The organism is Rhodopila globiformis, from assembly GCF_002937115.1.
GTDB classification, from domain to species: domain Bacteria; phylum Pseudomonadota; class Alphaproteobacteria; order Acetobacterales; family Acetobacteraceae; genus Rhodopila; species Rhodopila globiformis.
This window is the reverse complement of record NZ_NHRY01000277.1, coordinates 29,839-53,836: the sequence shown is the minus strand read 5'-3', so window position 1 is coordinate 53,836 and position 23,998 is coordinate 29,839. Positions and strand designations below refer to the sequence as shown.

The 23,998-nt window shown below is 67.4% G+C and carries 19 protein-coding genes and 1 tRNA gene; 15 read left to right on the top strand and 5 right to left on the bottom strand.

What is annotated here, in order from left to right:
• Nucleotides 1–216: 216 nt before the first annotated feature.
• The 6 genes from CCS01_RS32270 to CCS01_RS32245 all read left to right on the top strand — a co-directional run bounded on the left by CCS01_RS32270 (nucleotide 217) and on the right by CCS01_RS32245 (nucleotide 6,592).
• Complete coding sequence (locus CCS01_RS32270; protein ID WP_104523434.1) at nucleotides 217–1,131, top strand: DUF3800 domain-containing protein; 915 nt, start codon at nucleotides 217–219, stop codon at nucleotides 1,129–1,131.
• Between the two features lie 319 nt (nucleotides 1,132–1,450).
• A complete protein-coding gene (gene dapB, locus CCS01_RS32265; protein WP_104523432.1) occupies nucleotides 1,451–2,212 on the top strand; it encodes a 4-hydroxy-tetrahydrodipicolinate reductase in 762 nt (253 codons plus the stop codon).
• A gap of 123 nt (nucleotides 2,213–2,335) precedes the next feature.
• A complete protein-coding gene (metK, locus tag CCS01_RS32260; protein ID WP_104523389.1) occupies nucleotides 2,336–3,523 on the top strand; it encodes a methionine adenosyltransferase in 1,188 nt (395 codons plus the stop codon).
• The gene (gene trmB, locus CCS01_RS32255; protein WP_104523387.1) at nucleotides 3,472–4,218 is read left to right on the top strand and encodes a tRNA (guanine(46)-N(7))-methyltransferase TrmB; all 747 of its coding nucleotides are present in this window, start codon (nucleotides 3,472–3,474) and stop codon (nucleotides 4,216–4,218) included. Before metK ends, trmB begins: the two co-directional genes overlap by 52 nt.
• A gap of 1,159 nt (nucleotides 4,219–5,377) precedes the next feature.
• Nucleotides 5,378–5,453 (top strand) — tRNA-Ala (locus CCS01_RS32250).
• A 689-nt stretch (nucleotides 5,454–6,142) separates the two neighbouring features.
• Complete coding sequence (locus CCS01_RS32245; RefSeq protein ID WP_158258730.1) at nucleotides 6,143–6,592, top strand: PEP-CTERM sorting domain-containing protein; 450 nt, start codon at nucleotides 6,143–6,145, stop codon at nucleotides 6,590–6,592.
• Nucleotides 6,593–7,034: 442 nt separating this feature from the next.
• Here CCS01_RS32245 and CCS01_RS32240 read toward each other — a convergent pair whose 3' ends face one another.
• Entirely contained in the window at nucleotides 7,035–8,504 is a 1,470-nt protein-coding gene (locus tag CCS01_RS32240) for a protein adenylyltransferase SelO (protein WP_104523383.1), read from the bottom strand.
• 44 nt (nucleotides 8,505–8,548) lie between these two features.
• Between CCS01_RS32240 and CCS01_RS32235 the strand changes: the two genes are divergently transcribed.
• The 3 genes from CCS01_RS32235 to CCS01_RS36290 all read left to right on the top strand — a co-directional run bounded on the left by CCS01_RS32235 (nucleotide 8,549) and on the right by CCS01_RS36290 (nucleotide 10,581).
• A complete protein-coding gene (locus tag CCS01_RS32235) occupies nucleotides 8,549–9,562 on the top strand; it encodes an LLM class flavin-dependent oxidoreductase (protein WP_104523430.1) in 1,014 nt (337 codons plus the stop codon).
• A 340-nt stretch (nucleotides 9,563–9,902) separates the two neighbouring features.
• On the top strand, nucleotides 9,903–10,163 hold the full coding sequence (locus CCS01_RS32230; RefSeq protein WP_204848501.1) for a type II toxin-antitoxin system RelB/DinJ family antitoxin: 261 nt from the start codon (nucleotides 9,903–9,905) through the stop codon (nucleotides 10,161–10,163).
• Nucleotides 10,141–10,581 carry a type II toxin-antitoxin system YafQ family toxin gene (locus CCS01_RS36290; RefSeq protein ID WP_204848500.1) on the top strand — a complete coding sequence of 147 codons (441 nt, stop codon included), beginning with the start codon at nucleotides 10,141–10,143 and terminating at the stop codon, nucleotides 10,579–10,581. Before CCS01_RS32230 ends, CCS01_RS36290 begins: the two co-directional genes overlap by 23 nt.
• Here the strand turns inward: CCS01_RS36290 and tkt are convergent.
• Entirely contained in the window at nucleotides 10,547–12,550 is a 2,004-nt protein-coding gene (tkt, locus tag CCS01_RS32220) for a transketolase (RefSeq protein ID WP_146102070.1), read from the bottom strand. The genes CCS01_RS36290 and tkt overlap by 35 nt on opposite strands.
• Before the next feature lie 278 nt (nucleotides 12,551–12,828).
• Between tkt and CCS01_RS32215 the strand changes: the two genes are divergently transcribed.
• Together CCS01_RS32215 and CCS01_RS32210 are read left to right on the top strand one after the other, a co-directional pair.
• On the top strand, nucleotides 12,829–15,222 hold the full coding sequence (locus CCS01_RS32215; RefSeq protein WP_239992480.1) for a DNA translocase FtsK: 2,394 nt from the start codon (nucleotides 12,829–12,831) through the stop codon (nucleotides 15,220–15,222).
• A 155-nt stretch (nucleotides 15,223–15,377) separates the two neighbouring features.
• Complete coding sequence (locus tag CCS01_RS32210; RefSeq protein WP_104523377.1) at nucleotides 15,378–15,566, top strand: hypothetical protein; 189 nt, start codon at nucleotides 15,378–15,380, stop codon at nucleotides 15,564–15,566.
• A 1,384-nt stretch (nucleotides 15,567–16,950) separates the two neighbouring features.
• Here CCS01_RS32210 and CCS01_RS32200 read toward each other — a convergent pair.
• On the bottom strand, nucleotides 16,951–18,075 hold the full coding sequence (locus tag CCS01_RS32200; RefSeq protein ID WP_104523375.1) for a TIGR03557 family F420-dependent LLM class oxidoreductase: 1,125 nt from the start codon (nucleotides 18,073–18,075) through the stop codon (nucleotides 16,951–16,953).
• A 144-nt stretch (nucleotides 18,076–18,219) separates the two neighbouring features.
• On the opposite strand from CCS01_RS32200, the gene CCS01_RS32195 reads away from it, so the two are divergent.
• The gene (locus tag CCS01_RS32195; RefSeq protein ID WP_104523373.1) at nucleotides 18,220–19,788 is read left to right on the top strand and encodes an FAD-dependent oxidoreductase; all 1,569 of its coding nucleotides are present in this window, start codon (nucleotides 18,220–18,222) and stop codon (nucleotides 19,786–19,788) included.
• Between the two features lie 186 nt (nucleotides 19,789–19,974).
• Here CCS01_RS32195 and CCS01_RS32190 read toward each other — a convergent pair whose 3' ends face one another.
• Entirely contained in the window at nucleotides 19,975–20,175 is a 201-nt protein-coding gene (locus tag CCS01_RS32190; RefSeq protein ID WP_104523371.1) for a hypothetical protein, read from the bottom strand.
• Between the two features lie 234 nt (nucleotides 20,176–20,409).
• Between CCS01_RS32190 and CCS01_RS32185 the strand changes: the two genes are divergently transcribed.
• The 3 genes from CCS01_RS32185 to CCS01_RS32175 all read left to right on the top strand — a co-directional run bounded on the left by CCS01_RS32185 (nucleotide 20,410) and on the right by CCS01_RS32175 (nucleotide 23,686).
• Nucleotides 20,410–21,642 carry an NAD(P)/FAD-dependent oxidoreductase gene (locus tag CCS01_RS32185; RefSeq protein ID WP_104523369.1) on the top strand — a complete coding sequence of 411 codons (1,233 nt, stop codon included), beginning with the start codon at nucleotides 20,410–20,412 and terminating at the stop codon, nucleotides 21,640–21,642.
• 28 nt (nucleotides 21,643–21,670) lie between these two features.
• Nucleotides 21,671–21,997 (top strand): 2Fe-2S iron-sulfur cluster-binding protein, encoded by a 327-nt coding sequence (locus CCS01_RS32180; protein ID WP_104523367.1) that lies wholly within the window; start codon nucleotides 21,671–21,673, stop codon nucleotides 21,995–21,997.
• 534 nt (nucleotides 21,998–22,531) lie between these two features.
• A complete protein-coding gene (locus CCS01_RS32175; protein WP_104523365.1) occupies nucleotides 22,532–23,686 on the top strand; it encodes an alpha/beta fold hydrolase in 1,155 nt (384 codons plus the stop codon).
• Nucleotides 23,687–23,729: 43 nt separating this feature from the next.
• Here CCS01_RS32175 and CCS01_RS33385 read toward each other — a convergent pair whose 3' ends face one another.
• A complete protein-coding gene (locus tag CCS01_RS33385; protein WP_146102069.1) occupies nucleotides 23,730–23,945 on the bottom strand; it encodes a hypothetical protein in 216 nt (71 codons plus the stop codon).
• Between the last annotated feature and the right edge of the window lie 53 nt (nucleotides 23,946–23,998).

Sequence of the window (23,998 nt, the reverse complement as noted above, 5' to 3'; positions counted from 1 at the left end):
CCGGAGCGATACGGTCATGGGTTTTTCGATGCCTGGGCGGATGGATGCCAGCAGCCGGGGCAATCCGCCCCATCAGTCGCGTGAACCGCACGCGGTGTTCAACCGTCGAGGCCAGTTGAACCACCCTGTTCGACACCGGGGGAAGCGCACGTCACCACACGGGACAGGTGCCCGAACGGCCTATCATATCATACCGGTATCTATAATATTATGGGCATGGCATGGTTTCTGTTCATCGACGAAAGCGGTCATGATCGCAAAGCGTCCCCGTACGAGGTCCTGGCCGGCGTTGCCATCCAGGATCGGTTCTTGTGGAGCCTGGTGAAAGAGCTCCATACCACTGAACTCGCACTGTTCGGCCGGCGGTACAGCGCCGGAAACGATGAGCTCAAAGGAACCAAGATCCTCAAGAAGAAGGTCTTCCAGCATGCCGGCCTGAACGTTCCGGTGAACGACGACGACATTCCGTTGCTTGCCAGATCGGCGCTCGATGACGGGGCCAACGCAGGGGTCAAGGAACTGAAGGGCCTTGCCTTCGCCAAGCTGCGCTACGTGGAGGCGCTGTTCAGCCTGTGCGAAAAGTACTTTTGCCGGATTTTCGCGAGCGTCGTCGAAATAGATGCGCCTTCAACCGCGAGCGGCGGCCCGCGCAAGGATTACGCCTATCTGTTCGAACGGTTCTTCTACTTCCTGGAGGATTACAACTCTCCCCAGCCATCGGCCGGCCACGCTCCGGCCGAACATGGGATCATTGTCTTCGACGAGCTTGAGAAGACGAAAAGCCATCTGCTGATCGACCAGACACATCGCTATTTCAAGGACACGGCCACCGGACGCCGAAGGGCCAGCCTGGTCGTGCCAGAACCGTTTTTTGTGCACAGCGACCTTACAACCGGCGTGCAGATCGCGGATCTGGCGGCCTACTGCATATCGTGGGGGTTTCGGACGAGCCGCATGATCAAACCGGCCCGCCCGGAGCTAGCCGGATATGCGAAACAGATCGCCCGGCTGCGATACCGTGCCGATCGGCGGGCGCCTGACAAGGAGGGTGCGTTCGCGGTATGGAGCATTGCTCACATTACCGATCTGCGCACCGGCGTCGAGAAGCTCGAGGACATTGATCCGCAATAAAAAAAGGCAATGCAAAGCATTCGCTCCACAAAGCCTCCAACGGCCATGTAGCGTGACCTGAGCCGGAAATCAATGTGAGACGCGCAGAATCGATGATCTGATGCCAGGCGCCAGAATTTCTGGCATCTCGGCACGGTGGCCCACCCGTCATGGCCGACGCAAGCCGGCATGACGATGGAAGGCCGGTGCCAACGTGTCGGAATTTCCGGCGCCTGGTATGAGTGGGCGCCGTTCGCATGGCCCGGCGTCTGGCGTCGCCGCCGGACTTCGATCAATGGTTAAGATCCGAAACCTGTAGAATGGACAGCCAACCATGACCATACGCATCGGCATCGCCGGCATCACCGGCCGGATGGGCCAGCTTCTGGCCGAGGAGGCGCGCGCCGCCGGCGCCGATCTGATCGGCGGGATCGCCCTCGATGCGCCGGAAGGGCTCGGCGTTCCCCTGTTTCCCGACATCGCCGCCATGGCCGCCGCCGCCGACGTGGTGATTGACTTCACCCATGCCTCGACAGCACAGGCGCATGCCGCCGCCATGGCCGCCTGCGGCAAGGCCTGGGTCGTGGGCACCACGGGCCTGTCCGCCGCCGACGAGGCCGCCGTCGCAGCCGCCGCGGCGCGCATCCCGGTGGTCTATGCCTCGAACTTCTCGGCCGGCGTGAACCTGGTGCTGGCGCTGGCCGAGCGCATGGGCGCCACTCTGCCGGCCGAGACCTATGACGCGGAAATCATCGAGATGCACCACCGGCAGAAGGTGGACGCGCCGTCCGGCACGGCCGTGGCCATGGGCCGGGCAGTGGCGAAGGGCCGCGGGGTGCTGCTGGACGACGTCATGGAAAGCGGCCGCCACGGCCATACCGGCGCCCGCAGGACCGGCGCCATCGGCTTCGCCGCGTTACGCGGCGGCCAGGTAGTGGGCGAGCACAGCCTGATCTTCGCATCGGGGACCGAGCACATCGTGCTGACCCATCGCGCCTTCGACCGGCGGACATTTGCCACCGGCGCGGTGCGGGCGGCGCACTGGGTCGTGTCGCAACCGCCTCGTCTTTATACAATGATGGACGTTCTCGGCATGGCATGACGCCGCGCCTTGACCCCAACGGCGGTTTCCGCCACACAGCCTCGGATTATCATTCCATCTGGCATCCTGCCGAAGGCGGCCTTTTGGCTGGCCCCCAACCATCGCGACGCGAGATAGTACCCAATGCGCGACACGGGCGAGTTCCTCTTTACCTCGGAGTCGGTCTCCGAAGGCCATCCGGACAAGGTCGCCGACCGGATCAGCGACACGGTGCTGGACACCTTCCTGGCGGCGGACCCGTATTCCCGAGTCGCCTGCGAAACGCTCGTCACCACCAACCGCGTCGTGCTGGCCGGTGAGACCCGCGGCCCGGGAACGATCACGCCGGAACTGCTGGCGCATAACGCCCGGCTGGCGATCCGCGACATCGGCTATGAGCAGGACGGCTTCCACTGGGCCAACGCCGACATCGCCGTGCACCTGCACTCCCAGTCCGCCGACATCGCCCAGGGCGTGGACAGCGCCGGCAACAAGGACGAAGGCGCCGGCGACCAGGGCATCATGTTCGGCTATGCCTGCCGCGAGACCGAGACGCTGATGCCGGCGCCGCTGTACTACGCGCACGAGATCCTGCGGACGATCCGCGACCTGCGCAAGGCGGCCGACCGCTCGGTGGCCGGGCTGCTGCCGGACGCCAAGAGCCAGGTGACGCTGCGCTATGTCGACGGCAAGCCGATCGGCGCGACCTCGGTGGTGGTCTCCACCCAGCACGAGGCGGGTATGGAGCAGTCGGACATCAAGCGCCTGCTGTGGCCGCTGGTCGAGGCGACCCTGCCGAAGGGCTGGATGTGCCCGGAGGCGGAGTTCCATGTGAACCCCACCGGCAATTTCGTCATCGGCGGACCGGACGGCGACTGCGGCCTGACCGGGCGCAAGATCATCGTCGACACCTACGGCGGCGCGGCCCCGCATGGCGGCGGCGCGTTCAGCGGCAAGGACCCGACGAAGGTTGACCGCTCGGCCGCCTATGCCTGCCGCTACCTGGCGAAGAACGTGGTGGCCGCGGGCCTGGCGGACCGTTGCACGCTGCAGATCAGCTATGCCATTGGCGTGTCGCGTCCGCTGTCGGTCTATGTGGACCTGCAAGGCACCGGCAAGGACGTCGACGAGACGAAGCTGGAGAAGGTGCTGCGCGACGTGATGAATCTGTCGCCACGCGGCATCCGCGAGCATCTGCACCTCAACCGGCCGATCTACGTGCCCACCTCCGCCTATGGCCATTTCGGGCGGGAGCCGGACGAAGAGAAGGGCACGTTCACGTGGGAAAAGACGGACCTGGTGCCGGTGCTGAAGGCCTCGTTCGGCCGGTAACGCCGCGGGTAAAGCCCCTGGCCGAACGGCTTTACGGGCGCAGTCGCGGGCATAAGCTGCGGCTGCGCCAGGAAGTCCTGCTGGCTGTCACCCTGCCCCGGATGCTGTTCCGCGAAGCGGACGCGGCAGAGCCGGGGCGGGCTTTTTCGGGCACCTACGATCAGCTTTGGCTGGAAGTCGGCTTCGGCGGCGGCGAGCACGCGATCGCACAGGCGCGCGCGCACCTGGAAGCGGCGCTGATCGCCTGCGAGGTATTCGAGAACGGCATCTGCTCATTGCTGTCGGCGCTGGTGCCCGAGGGAGAGGAGGCGACGGCGCCGCTGCCGCCGAACCTGCGCCTCTACACCGACGATGCGCGGATCCTGCTGCGGGCGCTGCCGGATGCCAGCCTCGATCGGCTGTTCCTGATGTTTCCCGATCCCTGGCCGAAGGCGCGCCATGCCAAGCGCCGCTTCGTGCATCCCGGCATGCTGCCGCTGCTGGCGCGGGTGCTGAAGCCCGGGGCGGAATGGCGGGTGGCGAGCGATGACCCGACCTACCAGGCCTGGGTGCGCGACGTGATGGCCGCGCAGACGCTGTTCGAGGGCGACGAGCCGGTGGCGACGCGGCTGGAGGGATGGCCGCCGACACGGTATGAGGCGAAGGCGCTGCGGGCGGGGCGGCAGCCGCTGTACTGGACGTTCGTGCGGCGCTGAGCGCCGGCATCCTCGGAACCGCTCTGGCCTGAGGCACGGGCTTTGGGGGTTTGTCCTTGCTCGGCATGGTCCGGCTCGTCCGCGCAGGCGCCGACATGGCGGGTTGACGGCCTGGCCGTTGCCATTGCGCCATGGTCCGGCTTGTGCGGGCCGCCTGTCGCGGCACACGTGCATGAACGGATGGTCCGGATGCGTGCCCGGTCCAAGGGCCTGATGCGGTGTAATACGGTTTCCGAGAAATTTCGGTCGTTTTCCCGCGACTGTCGGTACGGCCCGCGTTGGCCTGCGGAGCGACGGATCCGGCAATCTTCCCCGCGAACCGTATCCATGCCCTCGATCGCGGCAGGCGGCGGCCTGCGAGCCATGAACTTGGCGTCTTGGCGTCTTGGCGTTTTAGCAGTGCAACCAACCCCGCCGGCCACCGGTGTTGCGTACCTATCATCGCCGGGTGCGGCGGCGCCGTTCCCGTTCAACGCCAAGACGCCAAGACGCCAAGATACCGGGGCACCCGTCGCCGTTCAGCCGGGTGGCGGCCTGTCATACGGTTCTCAGGAAATTTGGCCGCTTTCCCGCGACTCCTGGTGCGGCCTGCGTTGGCCTAGGGAGCGACGAAACCGGCAATGCTTCCCGGAAACCGCATAACCGCTCCACTTGTCGCACGGACGGCTCAACCGTTATGGCGGCGGCAGGGCCCGCCATGCACGCCTTTACCGAGACCAGCACCGCAAGGCGTGGATAGTGGACCTGCGCCCACCATGGCGTGGAGCTACGGGATGCACACATCTCGGAAACGGTCCGCCGCTGCGTTTCTCTTTCGTCATGGCCCGGCTTGTCCGGGCCACCTGTCGCGGCACAAGTGCTGGAATAGGTGGCCCGGACAAGCCGGGCCATGACGATGGTGGAACGCTCTTGGCGCCCAGGCAAGCACTTGATTTTACGGTCATTTCCGACTCGTTTCCAGGATGTGTGCATTGCGTAGGGCGTGGAAGGGCCATGCCGACGAGAACGACCGCAAGCCGCGCGTTTCCTGCCGGGATCGACGCGTATCCTCGGGTAGCATCCGGGCCCGCGTGGTTTTCTGCGTGGATTGCGTGCGATTTTCGAATTTTGGCCCTTGATCCGGTCAGGCGGGGTGGGTATACCGCGCGCCTCACCGGTCGGGGCCGTAGCTCAGTTGGGAGAGCGCCTGAATGGCATTCAGGAGGTCAGGGGTTCGATTCCCCTCGGCTCCACCAGCGGTGAGATCCGGCAGTCATGCCTGGCAATCCATCCAGCCTTGATCATATGCCCTGCCAGCCGGGGCCATTCGCGCATCTGCTGATCCCGGCGCTCGACCCCGATTGCCGGCCCTGATCGGGGACACGGGCAAAAATATCCCATTAATCGTTGCTTTTGGTTTCGCACCGGGCCGTGCTGCCGGCGGACACCCGCCTCGGTCGCGGTTCACCGTGTGGCCGCGCGGGCTCGCCTCGGGCGCGGTCGATGCCTGGAGACGCATGCCGAATGCCTGGTGCCCTGATCTGGCGGCTGCCAACATGTCCAATGCTGGGCTTCTAATTTTCTGTGTGGCCAGCAGACATTCAGACTGCAGGCCAAAGGAAATGCGTATATCGAGACGATCGCCCTGAAATATACAGAAAAATAAGCATTTTCGTGGACATTCTGATAATTTCTGACGTAATTTGAGCCGTCAGATATCCAGAACGGATTCGTTACTTAGTACCCGCGTGCCCCGGGCATGTGGGCAAGGATATTCGACGTGCTTCTCCCGCATCCTTGCGAGCCTTTGGCTCCATCGACGACACCGCCGGCGGTCCACGGCCTGTCGCACGGGGTCAGGCATACGCTGCCGCAGATCCATCGGCACGCCCTGCATGACGTTCACCACGGGGTCCGCACAGCGCTCAGGCATCCCAGGCTCATCGTGGGCGCAGCCTGCCGGGCCGCGCCGCTGCTGATCGCCGCCAGCATTCCCGCCGCCCCCCTGCCGCCCTCCCCACCGTTGGCAACGATCCCCCAGCCCGAACTCGCGACGCAACCGGTGCAGACGGATCCTGGCCTTCCGCTGCTGCTGCTTCCGCCGGGTTTCGCCGCGGCTTTCGCGCCGGGGTCCGCCTATGACCCGGTCCAGGACCCGCTGCCGCCGCCTGAGGTCGCCGGACTGACCCTGGCAGCCCCGCTTCCCGACGTTCCGGTTGCCTTCGCCGACCCGGCGGCCCCGACCGTCGTGCAGACGCCCAGCGACCCCGCGCCGGTTCCCGCGCCGTCGCAAAGCGGCCGGAAGCCGGTTCCGGAGCCGTCATCGCTGGCTGTTTTCATGGGTGCCCTGGCGGCTCTCCGGCTCCTGCGCCGACGCCGCCCGGCGCGGTGCTGATACCGGCGGCATAGCCCACTGACGGGTTCCTGCGGCAAATCTCCACCCGTGGAACGGGTGACGTGGCACGACGGCTGCCTGTTCCCACGGCCATCATCTGTGTGCATCCGTGTGCATCTGTGTTTCCCCATCCACGCTCTCTCGGCACGGCATGGAACAACCGCGGGCGCTCGGGCCGGGATGCGGCGCGGTTTGTCCATTCTACGAAATAAGGGGAAACACAGATGCACACAGATGGTCTGTGGTTCCGGCGGCTCGGTCCGGTCACGCCGACCGTGCCGCATGAACCGATCGTGGCGGCGCGAGGCGAGAGGGGTCACCGGTCCAGGCCGCTGGCACAACAGGCTGACAGCGCCCGACAGCTTCCACGCTCGCCGGAAACGCCATGGTTCGCAGGCCGCGAGCGATGCCGGGTTGGATCGCGGCCGAGGCTGGTGTTGCCCTATGTGCCGCAGAAGGTCTGCTGCACACGCTCCTCCTCCCGCGGGGCACGGGCGTAGGCCGCCAGGGCCGGGTCGTCGTGCCAGGGGCGCGACAGCACGCTCAGCAGCGTTTCGAACGGTCCGTAGTCCTGATGCTCCACGGCGGCTGCCAGGGCGGCCTCCACCAGATGGTTGCGGGGGATGAACGCCGGGTTTGCCGCCTGCATCAAGGCCCGTGCCGTCTCTGGCGCCCCGGGCTCTGCGGCCAGCCGTGACCGCCATCGCGCGAGCCAGGCGTCGAGCGCGGCCCTGTCGGCGAACAGTGCCACCAATGCGGCATCGTCCTGCATGGCGTCGGCCAGGGCGCGGAACGCCAGGGTGAAATCGACGCCGTCCTCGGCCAGGCGGGTCAGGAAATCCTGCACCAGCGCCTCGTCGCCCTCCCGCGCCGTGGCCAGGCCGATCTTCCGGCGCAGGCCGGCGAGGTAGGCGTCCTGGAAGCGCGGGGCGAACGCCGTCAGGGAGTCCTTCGCCGCCTCCAGCGCCGCGGCCTCGCCATCGCCCAGCAGCGGCAACAGGGTCTCGGCCAGGCGTGCCAGGTTCCACTGCGCGATGCGCGGCTGGTTGCCGTAGGCGTAGCGCCCGGCATGGTCGATCGAGCTGAACACCGTCGCCGGGTCATAAGCGTCCATGAAGGCGCACGGGCCGTAGTCGATCGTCTCGCCGGTGATCGAGCAGTTGTCGGTGTTCATCACCCCATGGATGAACCCCACCGCCAGCCAGCGCGCCACCAGATCGGCCTGGGCCGCGACGACGGCATCGAGGAACGCCAGATACCGGTTGTCCGCCCGGGCGGCATCCGGGTAGTGCCGGGCGATGGCGTAGTCGGCCAGCATCCGCACCGCCTCGGCGTCGCCGCGCGCGGCGAAATACTGGAAGGTGCCGACGCGGATGTGGCTGGCGGCGACGCGGGTCAGCACCGCGCCGGGCAGCCGTGTCTCCCGCCACACAGACTCCCCCGTCGTCACCGCGGCCAGCGTGCGGGTGGTCCTGATGCCCAGTGCCGCCATGGCCTCGCTGATCAGGTATTCACGCAGCACCGGCCCCAGCGCCGCCCGTCCGTCTCCGGCGCGGGAAAACGGCGTCTGCCCGGAGCCCTTGAGCTGGATGTCGCGGCGGATGCCGTCGCGCCCGACGACCTCGCCCAGCAGGCAGGCGCGGCCATCGCCGAGCTGCGGCACGAAATAGCCGAACTGGTGCCCGGCATAGGCCAGCGCCATCGGCTCGGCGCCCGGCGGCACCTGGCTGCCGGCCAGGACAGCGACGCCATCCGGGCTGGCCAGCTCGTCCGGATCGATGCCCAGTTCCGCGGCGAGGCCGGCGTTCAGCTTCACCAGGCGCGGCGCCTCGACCGGCGTTGGGTCGAGGCGGGCGTAGAAGCGATCCGGCAGGCGGGCGTAGCTGTTGTCGAACGGGATGCGGACGGACATGCGGAAACCTTCGTGCTGGGCGGGTCCTGCCCTATATGGTGCGCATGGTCCCTTTGTCCGTCCTCGATCTTTCGCCCGTTCCCGAAGGCAGCAGCACCGGCCAGGCGTTGCGCAACTCGGTGGACCTTGCCCGTCATGCCGAGGCGCTGGGCTATGCCCGGTTCTGGATGGCCGAGCACCACAACATGCCCGGCATCGCCAGCGCGGCGACGGCGGTGGCGCTGGCGCACGTGGCGGTGGCGACCGAGACGATCCGCATCGGCGCCGGCGGCATCATGCTGCCGAACCATGCGCCGCTGATCATCGCCGAGCAGTTCGGCACGCTGGCGGCGCTGCATCCCGGGCGGATCGACCTCGGCCTGGGCCGCGCCCCCGGCACCGACCAGATCGCCGCCCACGCGATGCGGCGCAACCTGGCGGCGGACGAGAACCAGTTCCCGCGCGATGTGGTGGAACTGATCGAGTATTTCCGGCCCACGGTGGCCGGCCAGCGGCTGCAGGCAGTGCCTGGCGCCGGGGAGGAGGTGGAGATCTGGATCCTCGGCTCCAGCACCTTCGGGGCGCAGCTGGCGGCGATCCTGGGGCTGCCGTATGCGTTCGCCTCGCATTTCGCGCCGGGGATGATGCGGGAGGCAATGGCGCTCTACCGCGAGCGGTTCCGGCCGTCGGAGCGCCTGGCGAAGCCGCATGTCATGCTGGGGGTGAACGTGTTCGCGGCGGACACCGACGCCGAGGCGCGGCGGTTGTTCTCGTCATTGCAGCAGGCGTTCCTGAACCTGCGCCGCGGCCGCCCGGGCAAGCTGCCGGCGCCGGTGGAGGATATGGAGAGCCGGATCGATACCTACGGGCGGGCGCTGCTGGACGATGCGCTGGCGTGCTCGGTGGTGGGATCGCCGGAGACGGTGCGGCCGGGGCTGGCGGCGTTCGCGGCGTCAACCGGGGCGGATGAGCTGATGGTGACGGCGCAGATCTTCGACCACGAGGCGCGGAAGCGGTCGTTCGAGATATTGGCCGAGGTGGCGGGGTTGAGCGCCGGGGCGGCGCCGGCGCCGCGATGACCGGAAGCGGGCGCGGCCCGTTCTCTCACCGTCATGGCCGGGCGTGTCCCGGCCATCTGCGCTTCGACGGCGAGGGGTGGATGGCCGGGACACGCCCGGCCATGACGGTGAGGGAGAAGACCTTGCTCCATCCTGAAAGCCAGGGGATACGCCCGGCCATGACGATAGAGAGACGTCCTCGTTCCGCGCACCCGCGCGCCGATCGGATCAGCGAGCGGAGCGGCGCCCCGGTCCGGTAGGGTAGAGTTTTTCGCCCAATGCTCGCTCTCGTTGAAGCCAGCAATTGCTGCTGTATCTCATTTGAGATACAAGATGCGCGGCGGTTTCACAGGAGGCCCTCATGGCCACGGAGATGCTCCACGTACGGGTGGATGAGGAGATCAAGGCGCGGGCGTCCGCGGCTCTGGAACTGATGGGCCTGTCCGTTTCCGAGGCCGTGCGCCTGTTCCTGCACCGGGTGGCGATCGAGCAGGCGATCCCGTTCGCCATCAAGGTTCCGAACGCGGCGACACGGGCCGCGATGGAGGAGGCCCGCACGCTGGGCCAGGCGCGCTACGAAACCCCGGAGGCGCTGTTCGATGCGCTCTCCAAAGGAGAGTGACGGCAAGCGGGCAAGTCCCCCGCGCGCCTCGGATTACACCGCGGCATTCCTGAAGGACTGGAAGCGGCTGACACATTCGGGCCGATACAACATGCGGCAGCTCAAGGAAGCCATGATGCTGCTGATCGCCAATGATGGCCCACTACCACCCGCATGGCGCGACCACGCACCGACCGGCAACTGGGCGGACCACCGGGAGTGCCACATCGGGCGGCGACTTCCTGTTGATCTACCGGCTCACCGGCGCCGCGATGGTCGTGTTCGTCCGGGCCGGGACACACGCCGATCTGTTCGAGTGATCCGGCGGGGGCAGAGACGACGTCCGGGACACGCCCTGTTCGCCGCCGGTGACGTCGAACAGGGCGTGATCGAGGGAAGCGGTCCTACCCCGCCACCTCCGCCACATGCTCGGCGGTGAAGCCGAAGTACTTCATCAGCGTGCCGCCGGGGGCCGACTCGCCGAAGCGGTCCATGCCGACCACCGCGCCGTCCAGGCCGACGTACTTGTACCAGGACATCGTGCTGCCCGCTTCCACCGCCACCCGGCGGACGCCCGGCGGCAGCACCGAGTCGCGCCACGCCGCATCCTGGCGATCGAACACGGTGGTCGAGGGCATCGACACCACCCGCGCCTTCACGCCCTTCGCCGCCAGCAGGTCGCGCGCCGCGACGGTGATCCCGACCTCGGAGCCGGTGGCGATCAGCACGACATCCGGCTTGCCGTCGCAATCGGCCAGGACGTAGCCGCCCTTCGCGATCTGCGCCGCGCGCTCCAGCCCGCCGCCATACTGCGGCAGATTCTGCCGCGACAGCAGGAATGCGCTGGGGCCGTCCGCGCGCTCGATGGCAACCCGCCAGGCGACCGCGGTCTCCAGGTTGTCGCACGGCCGCCAGACATCCAGGTTCGGGATCAGCCGCAGAGACGCCGCGTGCTCGACCGGCTGGTGCGTCGGCCCGTCCTCGCCCAGGCCGATGCTGTCGTGCGTCAGCACGAAGATCGTCCGCAGGTGCATCAGCGCCGACAGCCGGATGGCGTTGCGGGCGTAGTCGGCGAACACCAGGAAGGTGCCGCCGAACGGCACGAACCCGCCATGCAGCGCGATGCCGTTCATCACCGCCGACATGCCGAACTCGCGCACGCCGTAGTGCAGGTAGTTGCCGGGCTTGCCGTACTCGATGCTGACGCAGCCCTTCCAGTTGGTCAGGTTCGACCCGGTCAGGTCGGCCGAGCCGCCGAGGAATTCCGGCATGAACGGCGCGAACGCGTTGATCGCGTTCTGCGAGGATTTCCGCGTCGCCACCGGATCGGTCACCGCCGCCGCCGCGACCATCGCCGCGTCCGCCCTGGCGGCGAAATCCGCCGGCAGCGTGCCGGCGACGCGACGGCGGAACTCCGCCGCCTCGGCCGGGAACGCCTTGGCATAGGCGGAGAATTCCTCTTCCCACTCGGCTTGGCGCTGGGCGCCGATGGCGCGGGCGTCCCAGGCGGCGCGGACGTCGGACGGAACCTCGAACGGTGGGTTGTTCCAGCCGAGCGCTTCGCGGGTCGCGGCGACTTCGGCCGCGCCGAGCGGGGCGCCGTGCGAGTCGTGCGTGCCGGCCAGCTTGGGCGCGCCCCAGCCGATGACGGTCTTGCACATGATCAGCGTCGGCTTGCCGACGGGGTTCTTCGCCTCGGCCACCGCGGCGGCGACCGCTTCGCTGTCATGGCCGTCGACGCCGGTGATCACCCGCCAGCCGTACGCCTCGAACCGCTTCGCGGTGTCGTCGCGGAACCAGCCCTCGACGTGGCCATCGATGGAAATGCCGTTGTCGTCATAGAAGGCGACCAGCTTCTCCAGCCCCTGCGTGCCGGCGAAGGAGCAGGCCTCGTGCGAGATGCCTTCCATCATGCAGCCGTCGCCCATGAACACATAGGTCCAGTGATCGACGATGGTGTGCCCCGGCCGGTTGAAGGCGTGGGCAAGCTGCTGCTCGGCCAGCGCCATGCCGACGGCGGTGGCGATACCCTGGCCCAGCGGGCCGGTGGTCGTCTCCACGCCCGGCGTCATGCCGTATTCGGGATGGCCCGGCGTCTTCGAATGAAGCTGGCGGAACTGCTTCAACTGGTCCAGCGGCAGGTCGTAGCCGGTGAGGTGCAGCAGCGCATACAGCAGCATGGAGCCGTGGCCGTTCGACAGCACGAACCGGTCGCGGTTCGGCCAGGCCGGATCCGCCGGATTGTGCCGCATATGGCGGCGCCACAGCACCTCGGCGATGTCCGCCATGCCCATCGGCGCGCCGGGGTGTCCCGACTTCGCCTGTTCCACGGCGTCGATCGCCAGAAACCGTAAAGCGTTCGCGAGCAGCCGCGGCGCCGGCAAAACTGACCCTGTGGTCGCATCCATGACCATTTCCCTTCCCGTTCGTAGTGGTTGCGTTGGTGTAACCGGAGATGCAGCCGGTCGCGGTGGAAGATGGGCTTTTAGCACGCGCCGCGGCACACGGAAGAGTCAATGCGCAGGCAACGACGCGTTTGCCGATCGGGCTTCATTAATCAGTACCTTCGCGGTTATAGTTCATGCTCTGTTGCAAGACTCGCAGATATAGGTGCACCGCATTCATGGCCGCGCGATCCCCCACGATGGAACCCCGACGCATCGCCTCCCCCGCCATGAAAGCGTTGATGAGCCAGCGCGCGGCGGAGTTCGGCGGGCTGCTGCTGGGCCTGCTGGGGCTGGCGGTGCTGGTCGCCCTGGCGACCTATGACCCGCGCGACCCGTCGCTGAACACCGCGACCTCGCGCCATGTCCACAACCTGGCCGGACCGGGCGGGGCGATCCTGGCGGACTTCCTGCTGCAGGGGTTCGGCATCGTCGGCGTCCTGCCGGGGCTGGCGATGCTGACCTGGTGCTGGCGCCTCGCCTCCCGGCGGGGCCTGAGCAGCTTCACCCTGCGGCTGATCGCCCTGCTGATCGGCATGCCGCTGCTGGCGGCCGTGCTGGCCACGATCCCGATGCCGCATGGAACCCACTGGCCGGTGATGGCGGGGCTCGGCGGCTCCATCGGGCAGATCGTCGGCGCCGCCGGGCTTCACGCCGGCGACTCGCTGTTCGGTCTGGTCGGCCAAGCCTGTATCTGGCTGCTCGGCACGGCGCTCGCGGTCCTGCTGGGGCTGATGTCGCTGGGGCTGTCCTGGTCGGACTGGCGCGGCGCCGGGCGGGTCATCGGAGTCGCGGCGCGCTATTCGGTCTCCGGCGGGCGCGGCGCGGTGGATGGCATGAGCAGCGCGTCGGGCTGGCTGGTCCATCTGGTCAACCGTGGCCCGGGCCTGGAACCGGAGGACGAACCGGAGGAACCCGAGGAGCCACCCGCGCGGCCGCGCCCCGTGGTGCGCCAGCCCGAGCGCAGCGTCGAACCGCCGCCGCAGCCCCGGGTGGCGCCGCCGGCCGAGCCCGTCCAGATCACCGAATTCGCCATTCCGCCGGTCCGCAGCGTCAAACCGCCGGCGCCGCCGCCGCGCAAGGCGCTGCAGTCCAGCCTGCCGCTGGGCGAGGGCACCTGGCAATTTCCGCCCCTGAGCCTGCTGAAGGAGCCGCCGGCCCGCGCCACCAGCGGTCCGAGCGAGGAGGCGCTGCAGGCCAACGCCCGGCTGCTGGAAACCGTGCTGTCCGACTACGGCGTGCAGGGCGAGATCGTCGAGATCCGCCCCGGCCCGGTGGTCACGCTGTATGAGCTGGTGCCCGCCCCCGGCATCCGCAGCGCCCGCGTCATCGGCCTGGCGGACGACGTGGCGCGCAGCCTGTCGGTCACCGCGGTGCGCATCGCCACCGTCCCGGGCCGCAACGTCATCGGCATCGAGGTGCCGAACAGCAAGCGCGAGACGGTGTTCCTGAGCGAGATCCTCGGCAGCGAGGACTACCAGCGCAACCAGAGCCGCCTGTCCCTGGCGCTGGGCAAGGACATCAGCGGCCGGGCGATCTTCGCCGATCTGGCCCGCATGCCGCACCTGATGATCGCCGGCACCACCGGCTCGGGCAAGTCGGTGGGCGTCAACGCGATGATCCTGTCGCTGCTGTACCGCATGTCGCCCGACCAGTGCCGGCTGATCCTGATCGATCCGAAGATGCTGGAACTGTCCACCTATGAAGGCATCCCGCACTTGATGGCGCCGGTCGTGACCGAGCCGGCCAAGGCGGTAATGGCGCTGAAGTGGGTGGTGCGGGAGATGGAGCGCCGCTACCGCGCCATGAGCCAACTGGGCGTGCGCAACATCGGCGGCTTCAACGAACGGGTCGCCGACGCCCACGCCCGAGGCGAGGTGCTGACCCGCAAGGTGCAGACCGGCTTCGACCCCGACACCGGCCGTCCGACTCACGAGGAGCAGCCGCTGGCGCTGGAGCCGCTGCCGTTCATCGTCGTGGTGGTGGACGAGATGGCCGACCTGATGATGGTCGCCGGCAAGGAGATCGAGCAGGCGGTGCAGCGCCTGGCGCAGATGGCGCGCGCCGCCGGCATCCACGTGATCATGGCGACGCAGCGGCCGTCGGTGGACGTGATCACCGGCACCATCAAGGCCAACTTCCCGACCCGCATCAGCTTCCAGGTGATCAGCAAGTTCGACAGCCGCACTATCCTGGGCGAGCAGGGGGCGGAGCAGCTGCTGGGCATGGGCGACATGCTGTACATGCAGGGCGGTGGCCGCATCACCCGCGTGCACGGGCCGTTCGTCTCGGATGGCGAGGTCGAGAAGGTGGTGGCGTTCCTGCGCGAGCAGGGCGAGCCGGTCTACCTGGACGAGGTGACCGAGGCGCTGGATGGGTCCGGCGACTCCGAGTCGGGCGTGGGCGGCATTTCCGGCGGCGGCGACAGCGACAAGAGCCTGTTCGACCAGGCGGTGGACGTGGTGGCGCGGGAGGGCAAGGCATCGACCTCGTTCATCCAGCGGCACCTGAACATCGGCTACAACAAAGCGGCGAAGCTGATCGAGCAGATGGAGAAGGAAGGCATCGTCGGGCCGGCGAACCATGTCGGCAAGCGGGAGATCCTGGTGCGGCGGGTTCAGGACGAGACGGATTGACGTATCCTCTGCCCCGGCGGCACGGCGAACCGGTGCCCGGCGGCAACAACGGGCGCCGGAGGTGGAACTTTCCTGCCCGGCACGGCGTTGAACGTCTCGCTGCGCGCGGCGGGATGCCAGACCTGGGCGCGGGGGGAGATGGAAAGGAGTCTTGCATGCGGCTCGCGGGCACTGGCCTGATGGCGGTTGCGTTGCTTGGGCTGACCGGCTGCGTCGTCGTGGACTATCATCGGCACCCGCCGCCGCCTCCGCCGCCCGGCTACGATCGCGGACAGCCACCGCCCCCGCCGCCGCAGGGCTACGACTACAGGCCGCCGCCGGGTTACGACAGCGGCTATCATTAGGCGGGGTGGAGGCCGCGGACGCCTGCCCTTATGTGCCTTCTGGAGACGCCGGAGCCGTTCCGCTCGCTGAGATTCGCGATGCTGGCAGTTGGAAGGGCGCCGGCATGCCTGCCGACGCCCCGAGGCTATGCTCTCACCACGGCACGGGATCGGGGTTCACAGGCGCGTCCCGTGACGCCTGAAAAGACTCCTCCCGGAGGCCGGGAGGCAGCGGCTGCGGGTTCAGGCCGCCTGACACTGCGTCCAGTTCAGCCTCGGTCAGCCTGACTCCAGGCTGCACGTCCTTTGATGAGCGAGCGTTCATTTTGCCTCCACGGTTGGTTGCGGCCGGCTGTGGCCGCAGTCGCGTATCCTGAGGCCATGCCCGTGGCGGCGATGTGAATCGGTGCACAGTGGTGGGCGGGCATCCGAAGCGGCGGGGTTTGGATTGGCTACCGCTTTCAACACGGAAACCGCGAAGGACCACTAAAGGGTGTGAACGAGCCAGGCGATGAAACGCCGCCCCGAAAGCAAGGGGAACAGCCCTGCCCTTATGCGTCCCCCGCCCCCTGTCTCGTGCTGAAACGGGCTCCCGCCTTGTGCCTGCCTATGCCAGCGGCCTGATCCATTGACCGGTTCCGGCCGACCAATCGGCGTCAGTGGATCATGCCGCCGGCGACACATCGGCGATCAATGCCTCGCTCCGGCGGCGCCGGCCTGGTGGCACGCCGGGTGTAGTCGCACCGACCTCATCTGTGTGCATCCGTGCTCATCTGTGTTTCCAGAATCCGGCACTCTCAGCGCGGCACGAACCGGGCGCCGGCGTGCCGACCGGGATGCAGCGCGGTTGTCTGTTCTCCGGGATAAGGGGGAAACACAGATGAACACTAATGTTCCTTCTGCGGTTCCGGCAGTTCTGTCCGGTCACGCAGGCTATCCGGTTTGAACCGATCGTGGCCGCACACGGCGGGGGTGGATGGCCGGGACACGCCCCATACGTATCAGGATAAGCTGGCGACTGGAGAAAGGTTCGGCGGCGCGTGCCGTTTCTCCCTCGTCATGGCCCGGCTTGTCCGGGCCACCTGTCGCGGCACACGTGCTGGAATAGGTGGTCCGGACAAGCCGGGCCATGACGATCAGGGAAAGGCCGTTCTCCAGCCACCGCCTTATCCTGATACGCATTGGGACACGCCCGGCCGTTTCAGAAGCCTGGCGACGGGATCTCTCCCGGCCCCGGCGGCGACGCCGGCGGAATGTCAGGCCCTGGCCCGGGCAAAGGCGTGTCCGGCGCCGGCGGCGGGATGTCGGGACCCGGCGGTGTCGTCGGTTCGGGCAGGTCCGGGCCAGGACCACCGGGGATGGTCTGGGCGGCGAACGTTCTCGTGACGCGCACAGTGGCTCTCCGTTACGCTGGCTGCCTGAACTTCGGCAGGACGTGGGAGGCATAGAATTCAATCACCTTCCTCTGGTCCGGTTGGCCGGAGTGGATGTTGACGATGGTGGCACCGCTGTCGAACAGCTCCTTGACGGCGTTGATGTGCACCTCGGGATCGGTGCCGACGGCCCAGGATTTCAGTACCTGTTCGATCGGAACCTGCTGCTCGGCCTGCTGCTGGATCGCGGCCGGGCTGGGCACGTCGAACAGCGAATGCCACGCCTTCGGCCCAAAGCGCCATAGCTCGGCGGCCTGTTTCGCCGCTTCCTGGCCGCCGACGACGGCGTAGTGCTCGATCAGCACCGGCATGTCCGCCGGGTTCTTGCCGGCCTCGCGGGCGCCCGCTTCCCATTCGGACTTCCATTTCTTCCAGCTGACCGGATCGCTGATCAGGCCGTCGCCGTGCTGGCCGGCCAGGCGCATGGACTTCTTCCCGTTCGCCGCCGTCAGCAGCGGAATCGGCTTCGCCGGGGCATCGTACAGCTTCGCGTCGACCGTATAATACTTGCCCTTGAACGAGACGTGCTCGCCGGTCCAGAGCTGCCGGATGACGGCGATCGCCTCGATCAGCCGCTCCCACCGCTCCGGCCATTTCGGCCAGGCGCCGGTCGCAGCCTCTTCGTTCAGCGCCTCGCCGGAGCCGACGCCCAGGAAGATGCGGCCCGGATAGAGCTGGTCGAGCGTGGCGAACGCCTCGGCCACGACGGCGGGATTATAGCGCAGGGTCGGGCAGGTCACGGTCGTGCCCATCCAGCTGTGCGACTGCCCGCCCAGCGCGCCCAGCGTGACCCAGGCCTGGCCGACATGGCCCTCGTTCGCCTGCCACGGTTGGAAATGATCGCTGGTGGACAGCACCTGGAAGCCCGACTTCGAGGCCAGGGCGCCAAGCTGCACCAGTTCCGTGACCGGGAACTGCTCATGCGCCAACATGAAGCTGAACATGCCCTTGCGCAGGCCGCCGATCTCCTGCGGCCCGGAATGCCCGTCCGGCTGCGCCCGTGCCGGGGATGCCCCAAGGCTCGCCGCGCCGGCCATCATCGTCGTCCAGAACAACAGGCTGCGCCGGTCCGGGGATAATGCGGGTTCCGATGACATGGCGTTCTCCAGAAAGGTTCCGCCAGCAACGGGCGAGCCTTGCCCGGGTTCCCATGCCCGGCCCTGTCATCACGAGTTGCAACACACGGTGAACCGACGCTTGTCGCCACGCTTATCCCTTCCGGACACAGCGGGGGATACGTCATGCCTCAACGCGGCCATGATGCCGGGTCGTTCAGCGGATGGCAGGACCAGACCGTTCGCCAGGTGGAGGCCGACGGCACGCCGGTGCTCCTGGTTCGCGAGGGGGACACGGTTCATGCCGTTGCCGCCACCTGCCCGCACGCCGGCGGGCCCCTGGCGCAGGGGGTCTACCATGCCGGCCGGATCATCTGCCCGTGGCACAAGGCCACGTTCTGCGTCCGCACCGGCGCGCTGCTGGAGCCGCCGGCGGTTGACGGCCTGCAGCGCTTCGCCGCGCGGGTCGAAAACGACCGTATTCTGTTGAGTGCTCCCGCACAGGCGCCGGAAGCGCCGGCCGCGGCCGATTCGCGCTGCTTCGCCATCATCGGCGGCGGCGGCGCCGGCGCGCTGGCGGCGCAGACCCTGCGGGAGGAGGGATTTGCCGGCCGGATCGTCATCCTGGACCGCGAGAACCGGGTGCCGTACGACCGCACCCTGCTGAGCAAGTACGTCCTCTCGGGCCAGCAGGGAGGGGAAAAATCGCCGCTGCAGGCGCAGTCGTTCTATCGCCGGCTCGGGATCGAGCGGCTGACGGCCGAGGTCACCCGGCTCGATGCCGCCGAGCGCCGCATCACCTGCGCCGACGGGCGCGTGCTGCGCTACGATGCCGCGTTTGTCGCCACCGGCGGCGCGCCGAAGCGGCCTTCCCTGCCCGGCGCCGACGGGCCGGACGTGTTCCTGCTGCGGAACCGCGCCGACGCCGAGGCGATCCTGGCGCGAGCCGAGCGCAGCGAACGCGCGGTGGTGCTGGGCGCCAGCTTCATCGGCATGGAGGTGGCGGCCAGCCTGCGGGAACGCGGCCTGGACATCACCGTGGTGGCGCAGCAGCAGGCGCCGTTCGAAAAGCAACTGGGCGCGCGCATCGGCGGCGTCTTCACCAGGCTGCACGAGAGGCACGGCGTCGCGTTCCGGTTCGGACAGGAAGCGGCGGCGATCGAGGACGGCGGGACCGTCGTCCTGGCCTCCGGCGAACGGCTGGAGGCGGATTTCGTCGTCATCGGCTTCGGCATACGGCCGGTGACGGATTTCCTGCACGGGGTCGATCGCAACCAGGACGGCAGCCTGACCGTCGACGCCTCCCTGCGCGTCGCCGACGGGCTGTTCGCCGGGGGTGACGTTGCCCGCTTCCCGCTGCGCGGCGACGGCCCGCCGATACGCGTCGAACACTGGCGCGTCGCCGAGCAGCACGGCCGCGTGGCGGCACTCGCCATGCTGGGCCGCGCCGTGCGGTACGAGGCCGTGCCGGTGTTCTGGACGATCCAGTACCTGAAGCGGCTGGACACCATTGGCCATGCCGAGGACTGGGACGACGTCGTCGTGCACGGCGACCTGGAGAAGCCGGAATTCATCGCCTACTACGTCAAGGACGGGCACGTCGCCGCGGCCGTCGCGCTGGACCGCGACCAGGATGCGGCCGCGCTGGTCGCGCTGTTCACGATGCGCCAAGCCTGGACGCCGGAGGCGCTGGGGTCTCGTCCGGCATCGGTGCTGGGCGCAATCCGGGACTACAGCAGGCCGCAGGTCGCTTGAGACAGGGCGACGGCGCTCCCTCATCGTCATGGCCCGGCTCGTCCGGGCCACCTGTTCCAGCACATGTGCCGCGATAGGTGGCCCGGACGAGCCGGGCCATGACGATGAGGACAGGGGGCCTCAGTGTCCCAACCGACCTGCGGTCTGCTGTAGGCGCGGAGTCTGACAGCCCTGGGCCCCACTCTATTAATGTGTGCGGGACGTGGCCAGGCGGCCGCCAAGGTAGACGCGGCGTGCCAGCCGCTGGACATCCGCCAATGTCGGCCAGATCGATCCATCCAGGTCGTCCAGCTTCATGTCGGTAGCGATGAAGCGATAGCCCTTGTCCAGCCGTACGGCGGCGCCGACGAAAGCGCCATCAACGTCGATGACATGAGACTGCAGCATGAGCTGATTCTTTCGGATTTGAAGGTCAGGAAAACCGGTGTGGGCGTGATAAGAGGATATTTTTGCCCAAATGCGCAATAGCTGAATTGAAATAAGAATAACTTTCTTCACACGGCATCTGGTATAAACTTGTTTTCTGTTTTCCAAGCCGCCCCGGCAACCCCGGCTCCCACCGGCTTGCCGATTCGCGCGTCCGCTGCTCCTATCGGCACAGCAGAAAACGGGAGCGGAGCGTTGAGCCAGGACAGCCGACATGTCGTCATCGCCGGGGCGGGACACGCTGGCGGGTCCGCCGCCGCCATGCTGCGCCAGCTTGGCTGGCAGGGCGCGATCACCCTGGTCGGGGAGGAGCCGATCCCGCCCTACCAGCGGCCGCCGCTGTCGAAGGCGTGGCTGAAAGGCGAGGCCACGACGGAAAGCCTGCTGCTGCGCCCGGCGCACTTCTATCCGGACGCCGGCATCGACCTGAGGCCTGGCACGCGGGTGACTGCGATCGATCGCGCGGCGAAGGCGGTCACGCTGTCGGATGGCGCGGCCCTGTCGTACGACTTCCTGATCCTGGCGCTCGGCGCCCGTGCCCGGCGCCTGCCCCTGCCCGGCCGCGACCTGGGCCGCGTGCTGGAACTGCGGACGGTCGCCGACGCGGATCAATTGAAGGCCGTGCTGCATCCGGACGCGCGCCTGGCGGTCATCGGCGGCGGCTATATCGGGCTGGAAGCGGCGGCCTCGGCGCGCGCGCTGGGCGCGGAGGTGGTCGTCATCGAGCGGGAGAGCCGCGTGCTGGCCCGCGTCGCCGGCCCGATCCTGTCGAACTTCTTCCAGGACTACCACCGCGGCCAGGGCGTCGCGATCGAAACCGACGCGCAGGTGATCGAACTGGACGCGGCGGACGGCACCGTGGCCGGCGTGCGCCTGGGCGACGGGCGCGTGATCCCGTGCGACGCCACCCTGATCGGCGTGGGCGTGGTGGCGAACGAGGCTCTGGCGCGGGATGCGGGCCTCGGCTGCGACAACGGCATCATTGTGGACCTTGCCGCCCGCACAGACGATCCGGCGATCTTCGCCGTCGGCGATTGCACCAACCGCCCGCTGCCGCTCTATGGTCGCATGGCGCGCCTGGAAAGCGTGCCGAACGCACTGGAGCAGGCCAGGCAAGCGGCCAGCCAGATCTGCGGCAAGCCGCCGCCGGCGCCGGAGGTGCCGTGGTTCTGGTCCGACCAGTACGACCTGCGCCTGCAGATCGCCGGCCTGCCGTTCGACGCCACCGAGACCGTGGTGCGCGGCGACATCCCGGGCGCGAAATTCGCGCTGTTCCACCTGGCGGCGGACGGCACGGTGCGGGCGGTCGAGGCGGTGAATGCCTCGACCGAGTTCATGGGCGGGCGGCGCATCATCGCGCGCGGCAAGCGCCTCAGCCGCAGGCGCATAGAGGATATGTCAGTTTCGATGCAGGAACTCGCCGCTTAGACTGGTGGCGGCCAGGAAGGGAAACGCCATGCCAAGCATAACGTACGTTGAACATAATGGAACCGAGCACGTGGTTGAGGTTCCGGTTGGCAAGTCGGTGATGCAGGGAGCCGTCGAGAACAACATTCCCGGGATCGACGCCGACTGCGGCGGTGAATGCGCCTGCGCCACCTGCCATGTCTACGTCGATGCCGCCTGGCTCGACAAAACCGGCCTGCCGCCGGTTGGCTCGCAGGAGGCCAGCATGCTGAGTTTCGCCGCGGTGACCCAGCCGGATTCGCGGCTGTCCTGCCAGATCAAGGTGACCGAGGCGCTGGATGGCCTGGTCGTGCGGATGCCGGAGGGTCAGCACTAGAGGGTCTGCATTGGCGCCCGCATGGCCTGCGCGAACGCGTCGGGGCAAGCGCGGGCGCATCGGACGCACTGGACGCGGCGGCAGGCGCCCGGTGTGCGCCTGTGCATTCTGGCCCGGCGTCAGGGGCCGCTGCGGAATTTCGCCGCCCTGGATTGATCGCCATGAATTCATTACGCTATGACGCGCGCCGCCGATAACGAAGCCGTCATGCGGTTTTTCTTCCCTTGATTGTGATGAAGGGTCGGTCCAGTCATGGAATCGTCTCATTCCTCATCGAAACTGCCGGCAGGATCATCCGTCCGGCGCGCGCAGGTCATGTTGTTGCACCCTTGATTGCCGGCTGGAATGTGCGCGTCACTTTGTGGAACGAAACCGCGAGGCGCTTGTCTGTGATCGAACTGATGAGCAAGTCGAGGCGTATATAGCCAGACGTTACCACGGCACCGGCCAATTGAGGCATCGACCAATCGAGGCACCAGCCGACCAAGCCATCTGCCAATTGAGGCATCAGCCAACTGAGAGCGCGAACCCGGCATGATTGCGCCACTGGACGCCGGCCTGCTTCCGGCGGGCATGAGATCCCGCTTCATACAGAACGTGAACGGCCTGACCATGCACGTGCTCGAGGCCGGCATGGATCGGCCCGGGCAGCGGTGCGTGCTGCTGCTGCACGGATTTCCGGAACTCGCCTACTCGTGGCGCAAAGTGATGCCGGCCCTGGCACAGGCCGGCTATTACGTGGTGGCCCCGGACCAGCGCGGTTATGGCCGCACCAGCGGCTGGGACCCGGACTATGACGGGGACCTGGCATCGTTTCGTATCTTCAATCTTGTCCGCGACATGGTCGGGCTGGTCGCGGCCCTTGGCCGCACCTCCGTCGCAGCCGTCGTGGGACATGATTTCGGCGCCGCGGTTGCCGCCTGGTGCGCGCTGCTGCGCCCGGATATCTTCCGCAGCGTCACACTCATGAGCGCGCCGTTTCCCGGGCCGCCCGGCCTCGATTCGCCTCAACCCGGTACCGAGACGATCCACCAGGCCCTGGCGGCACTCGACCGTCCGCGCAAGCATTACCAATGGTACTATTCGACACGGCTGGCCAACGACGACATGATGCGCTGCCGGCAGGGCGTGCATGCCTTTCTGCGGGCCTACTACCATTACAAGAGTGCCGACTGGCCCGGCAACCGGCCGATCCGGCTGGCAGCATGGACCGCATCTGAACTGGCGCGCATGCCCACTTATTACATCATGGACCTTGAACAGGACATGGCGCAGACCGTGGCGGCCGAGATGCCACCTGCGGAGGCGGCCTGTACCTGGCTGCCGGATCACGAGTTGCGTGTTTACAGTGATGAATACAACCGTACCGGCTTTCAGGGCGGTTTACAGTGGTACCGATGCCGCACTCAGGGTATTGGCCATCAGGAGTTGCAGGTTTTTCATGGTCGTACCATCGACATCCCCTTAATGTTCATTGCGGGTGTTTGTGACTGGGGCGTTTATCAGGCGCCTGGCGCAATCGAGCGGATGCAGAACCGTGCCGGCAGGGACGTGCGTGGCTGTCATTTGTTGGATGGGGCGGGGCACTGGGTTCAGCAGGAACAGCACGGCCGGGTCATTGATCTGTTGCTGACATTCCTTAGCGGCCAGGACGGCGGCGGCCAGGACGGTGGTGGAACCAAGGCGTGATTGTATCGGCTATAGCGGAGCCTGGAACAGAACGGGGACCGGACTAATTGCGGCCGACATCGATTTGTTTTGGTGTCGTTTGGAGATTACGCCGGCATTTTCGTGCTTGCGCAGCGCGGCGGAGTTGCGCAAAAGACAGCCGGATTCGGTAACGAGCGGCAATTTCTTCCGCAGAAGCTTTAATTGCCGCCACTGTTTCGCCACATTCCGCCGGATTCTGATCGATGGCGGACAGCAGATCGAAAGTGTCTCGGAACATTCCACCCTGATGTCGTACACGCAGAGTTTGGTTTCGCTCCCCGTTCAAGCCGG

Bases quoted from the DNA above. Each gene is read 5' to 3' on its own strand.
- CCS01_RS32210 (WP_104523377.1), top strand. From the start codon at position 15,378: ATGCGGCTCGCGGGCACTGGCCTGATGGCGGTTGCGTTGCTTGGGCTG.
- CCS01_RS32270 (WP_104523434.1), top strand. From the start codon at position 217: ATGGCATGGTTTCTGTTCATCGACGAAAGCGGTCATGATCGCAAAGCG.
- CCS01_RS32175 (WP_104523365.1), top strand. From the start codon at position 22,532: ATGATTGCGCCACTGGACGCCGGCCTGCTTCCGGCGGGCATGAGATCC.
- CCS01_RS32195 (WP_104523373.1), top strand. From the start codon at position 18,220: ATGCCTCAACGCGGCCATGATGCCGGGTCGTTCAGCGGATGGCAGGAC.
- CCS01_RS32230 (WP_204848501.1), top strand. From the start codon at position 9,903: ATGGCCACGGAGATGCTCCACGTACGGGTGGATGAGGAGATCAAGGCG.
- tkt (WP_146102070.1), bottom strand. From the start codon at position 12,550: ATGGATGCGACCACAGGGTCAGTTTTGCCGGCGCCGCGGCTGCTCGCG.
- CCS01_RS32180 (WP_104523367.1), top strand. From the start codon at position 21,671: ATGCCAAGCATAACGTACGTTGAACATAATGGAACCGAGCACGTGGTT.
- CCS01_RS32215 (WP_239992480.1), top strand. From the start codon at position 12,829: ATGAGCCAGCGCGCGGCGGAGTTCGGCGGGCTGCTGCTGGGCCTGCTG.
- CCS01_RS32200 (WP_104523375.1), bottom strand. From the start codon at position 18,075: ATGTCATCGGAACCCGCATTATCCCCGGACCGGCGCAGCCTGTTGTTC.
- CCS01_RS32235 (WP_104523430.1), top strand. From the start codon at position 8,549: ATGGTCCCTTTGTCCGTCCTCGATCTTTCGCCCGTTCCCGAAGGCAGC.
- CCS01_RS36290 (WP_204848500.1), top strand. From the start codon at position 10,141: ATGCGCTCTCCAAAGGAGAGTGACGGCAAGCGGGCAAGTCCCCCGCGC.
- metK (WP_104523389.1), top strand. From the start codon at position 2,336: ATGCGCGACACGGGCGAGTTCCTCTTTACCTCGGAGTCGGTCTCCGAA.
- CCS01_RS32240 (WP_104523383.1), bottom strand. From the start codon at position 8,504: ATGTCCGTCCGCATCCCGTTCGACAACAGCTACGCCCGCCTGCCGGAT.
- CCS01_RS33385 (WP_146102069.1), bottom strand. From the start codon at position 23,945: ATGTTCCGAGACACTTTCGATCTGCTGTCCGCCATCGATCAGAATCCG.
- CCS01_RS32190 (WP_104523371.1), bottom strand. From the start codon at position 20,175: ATGCTGCAGTCTCATGTCATCGACGTTGATGGCGCTTTCGTCGGCGCC.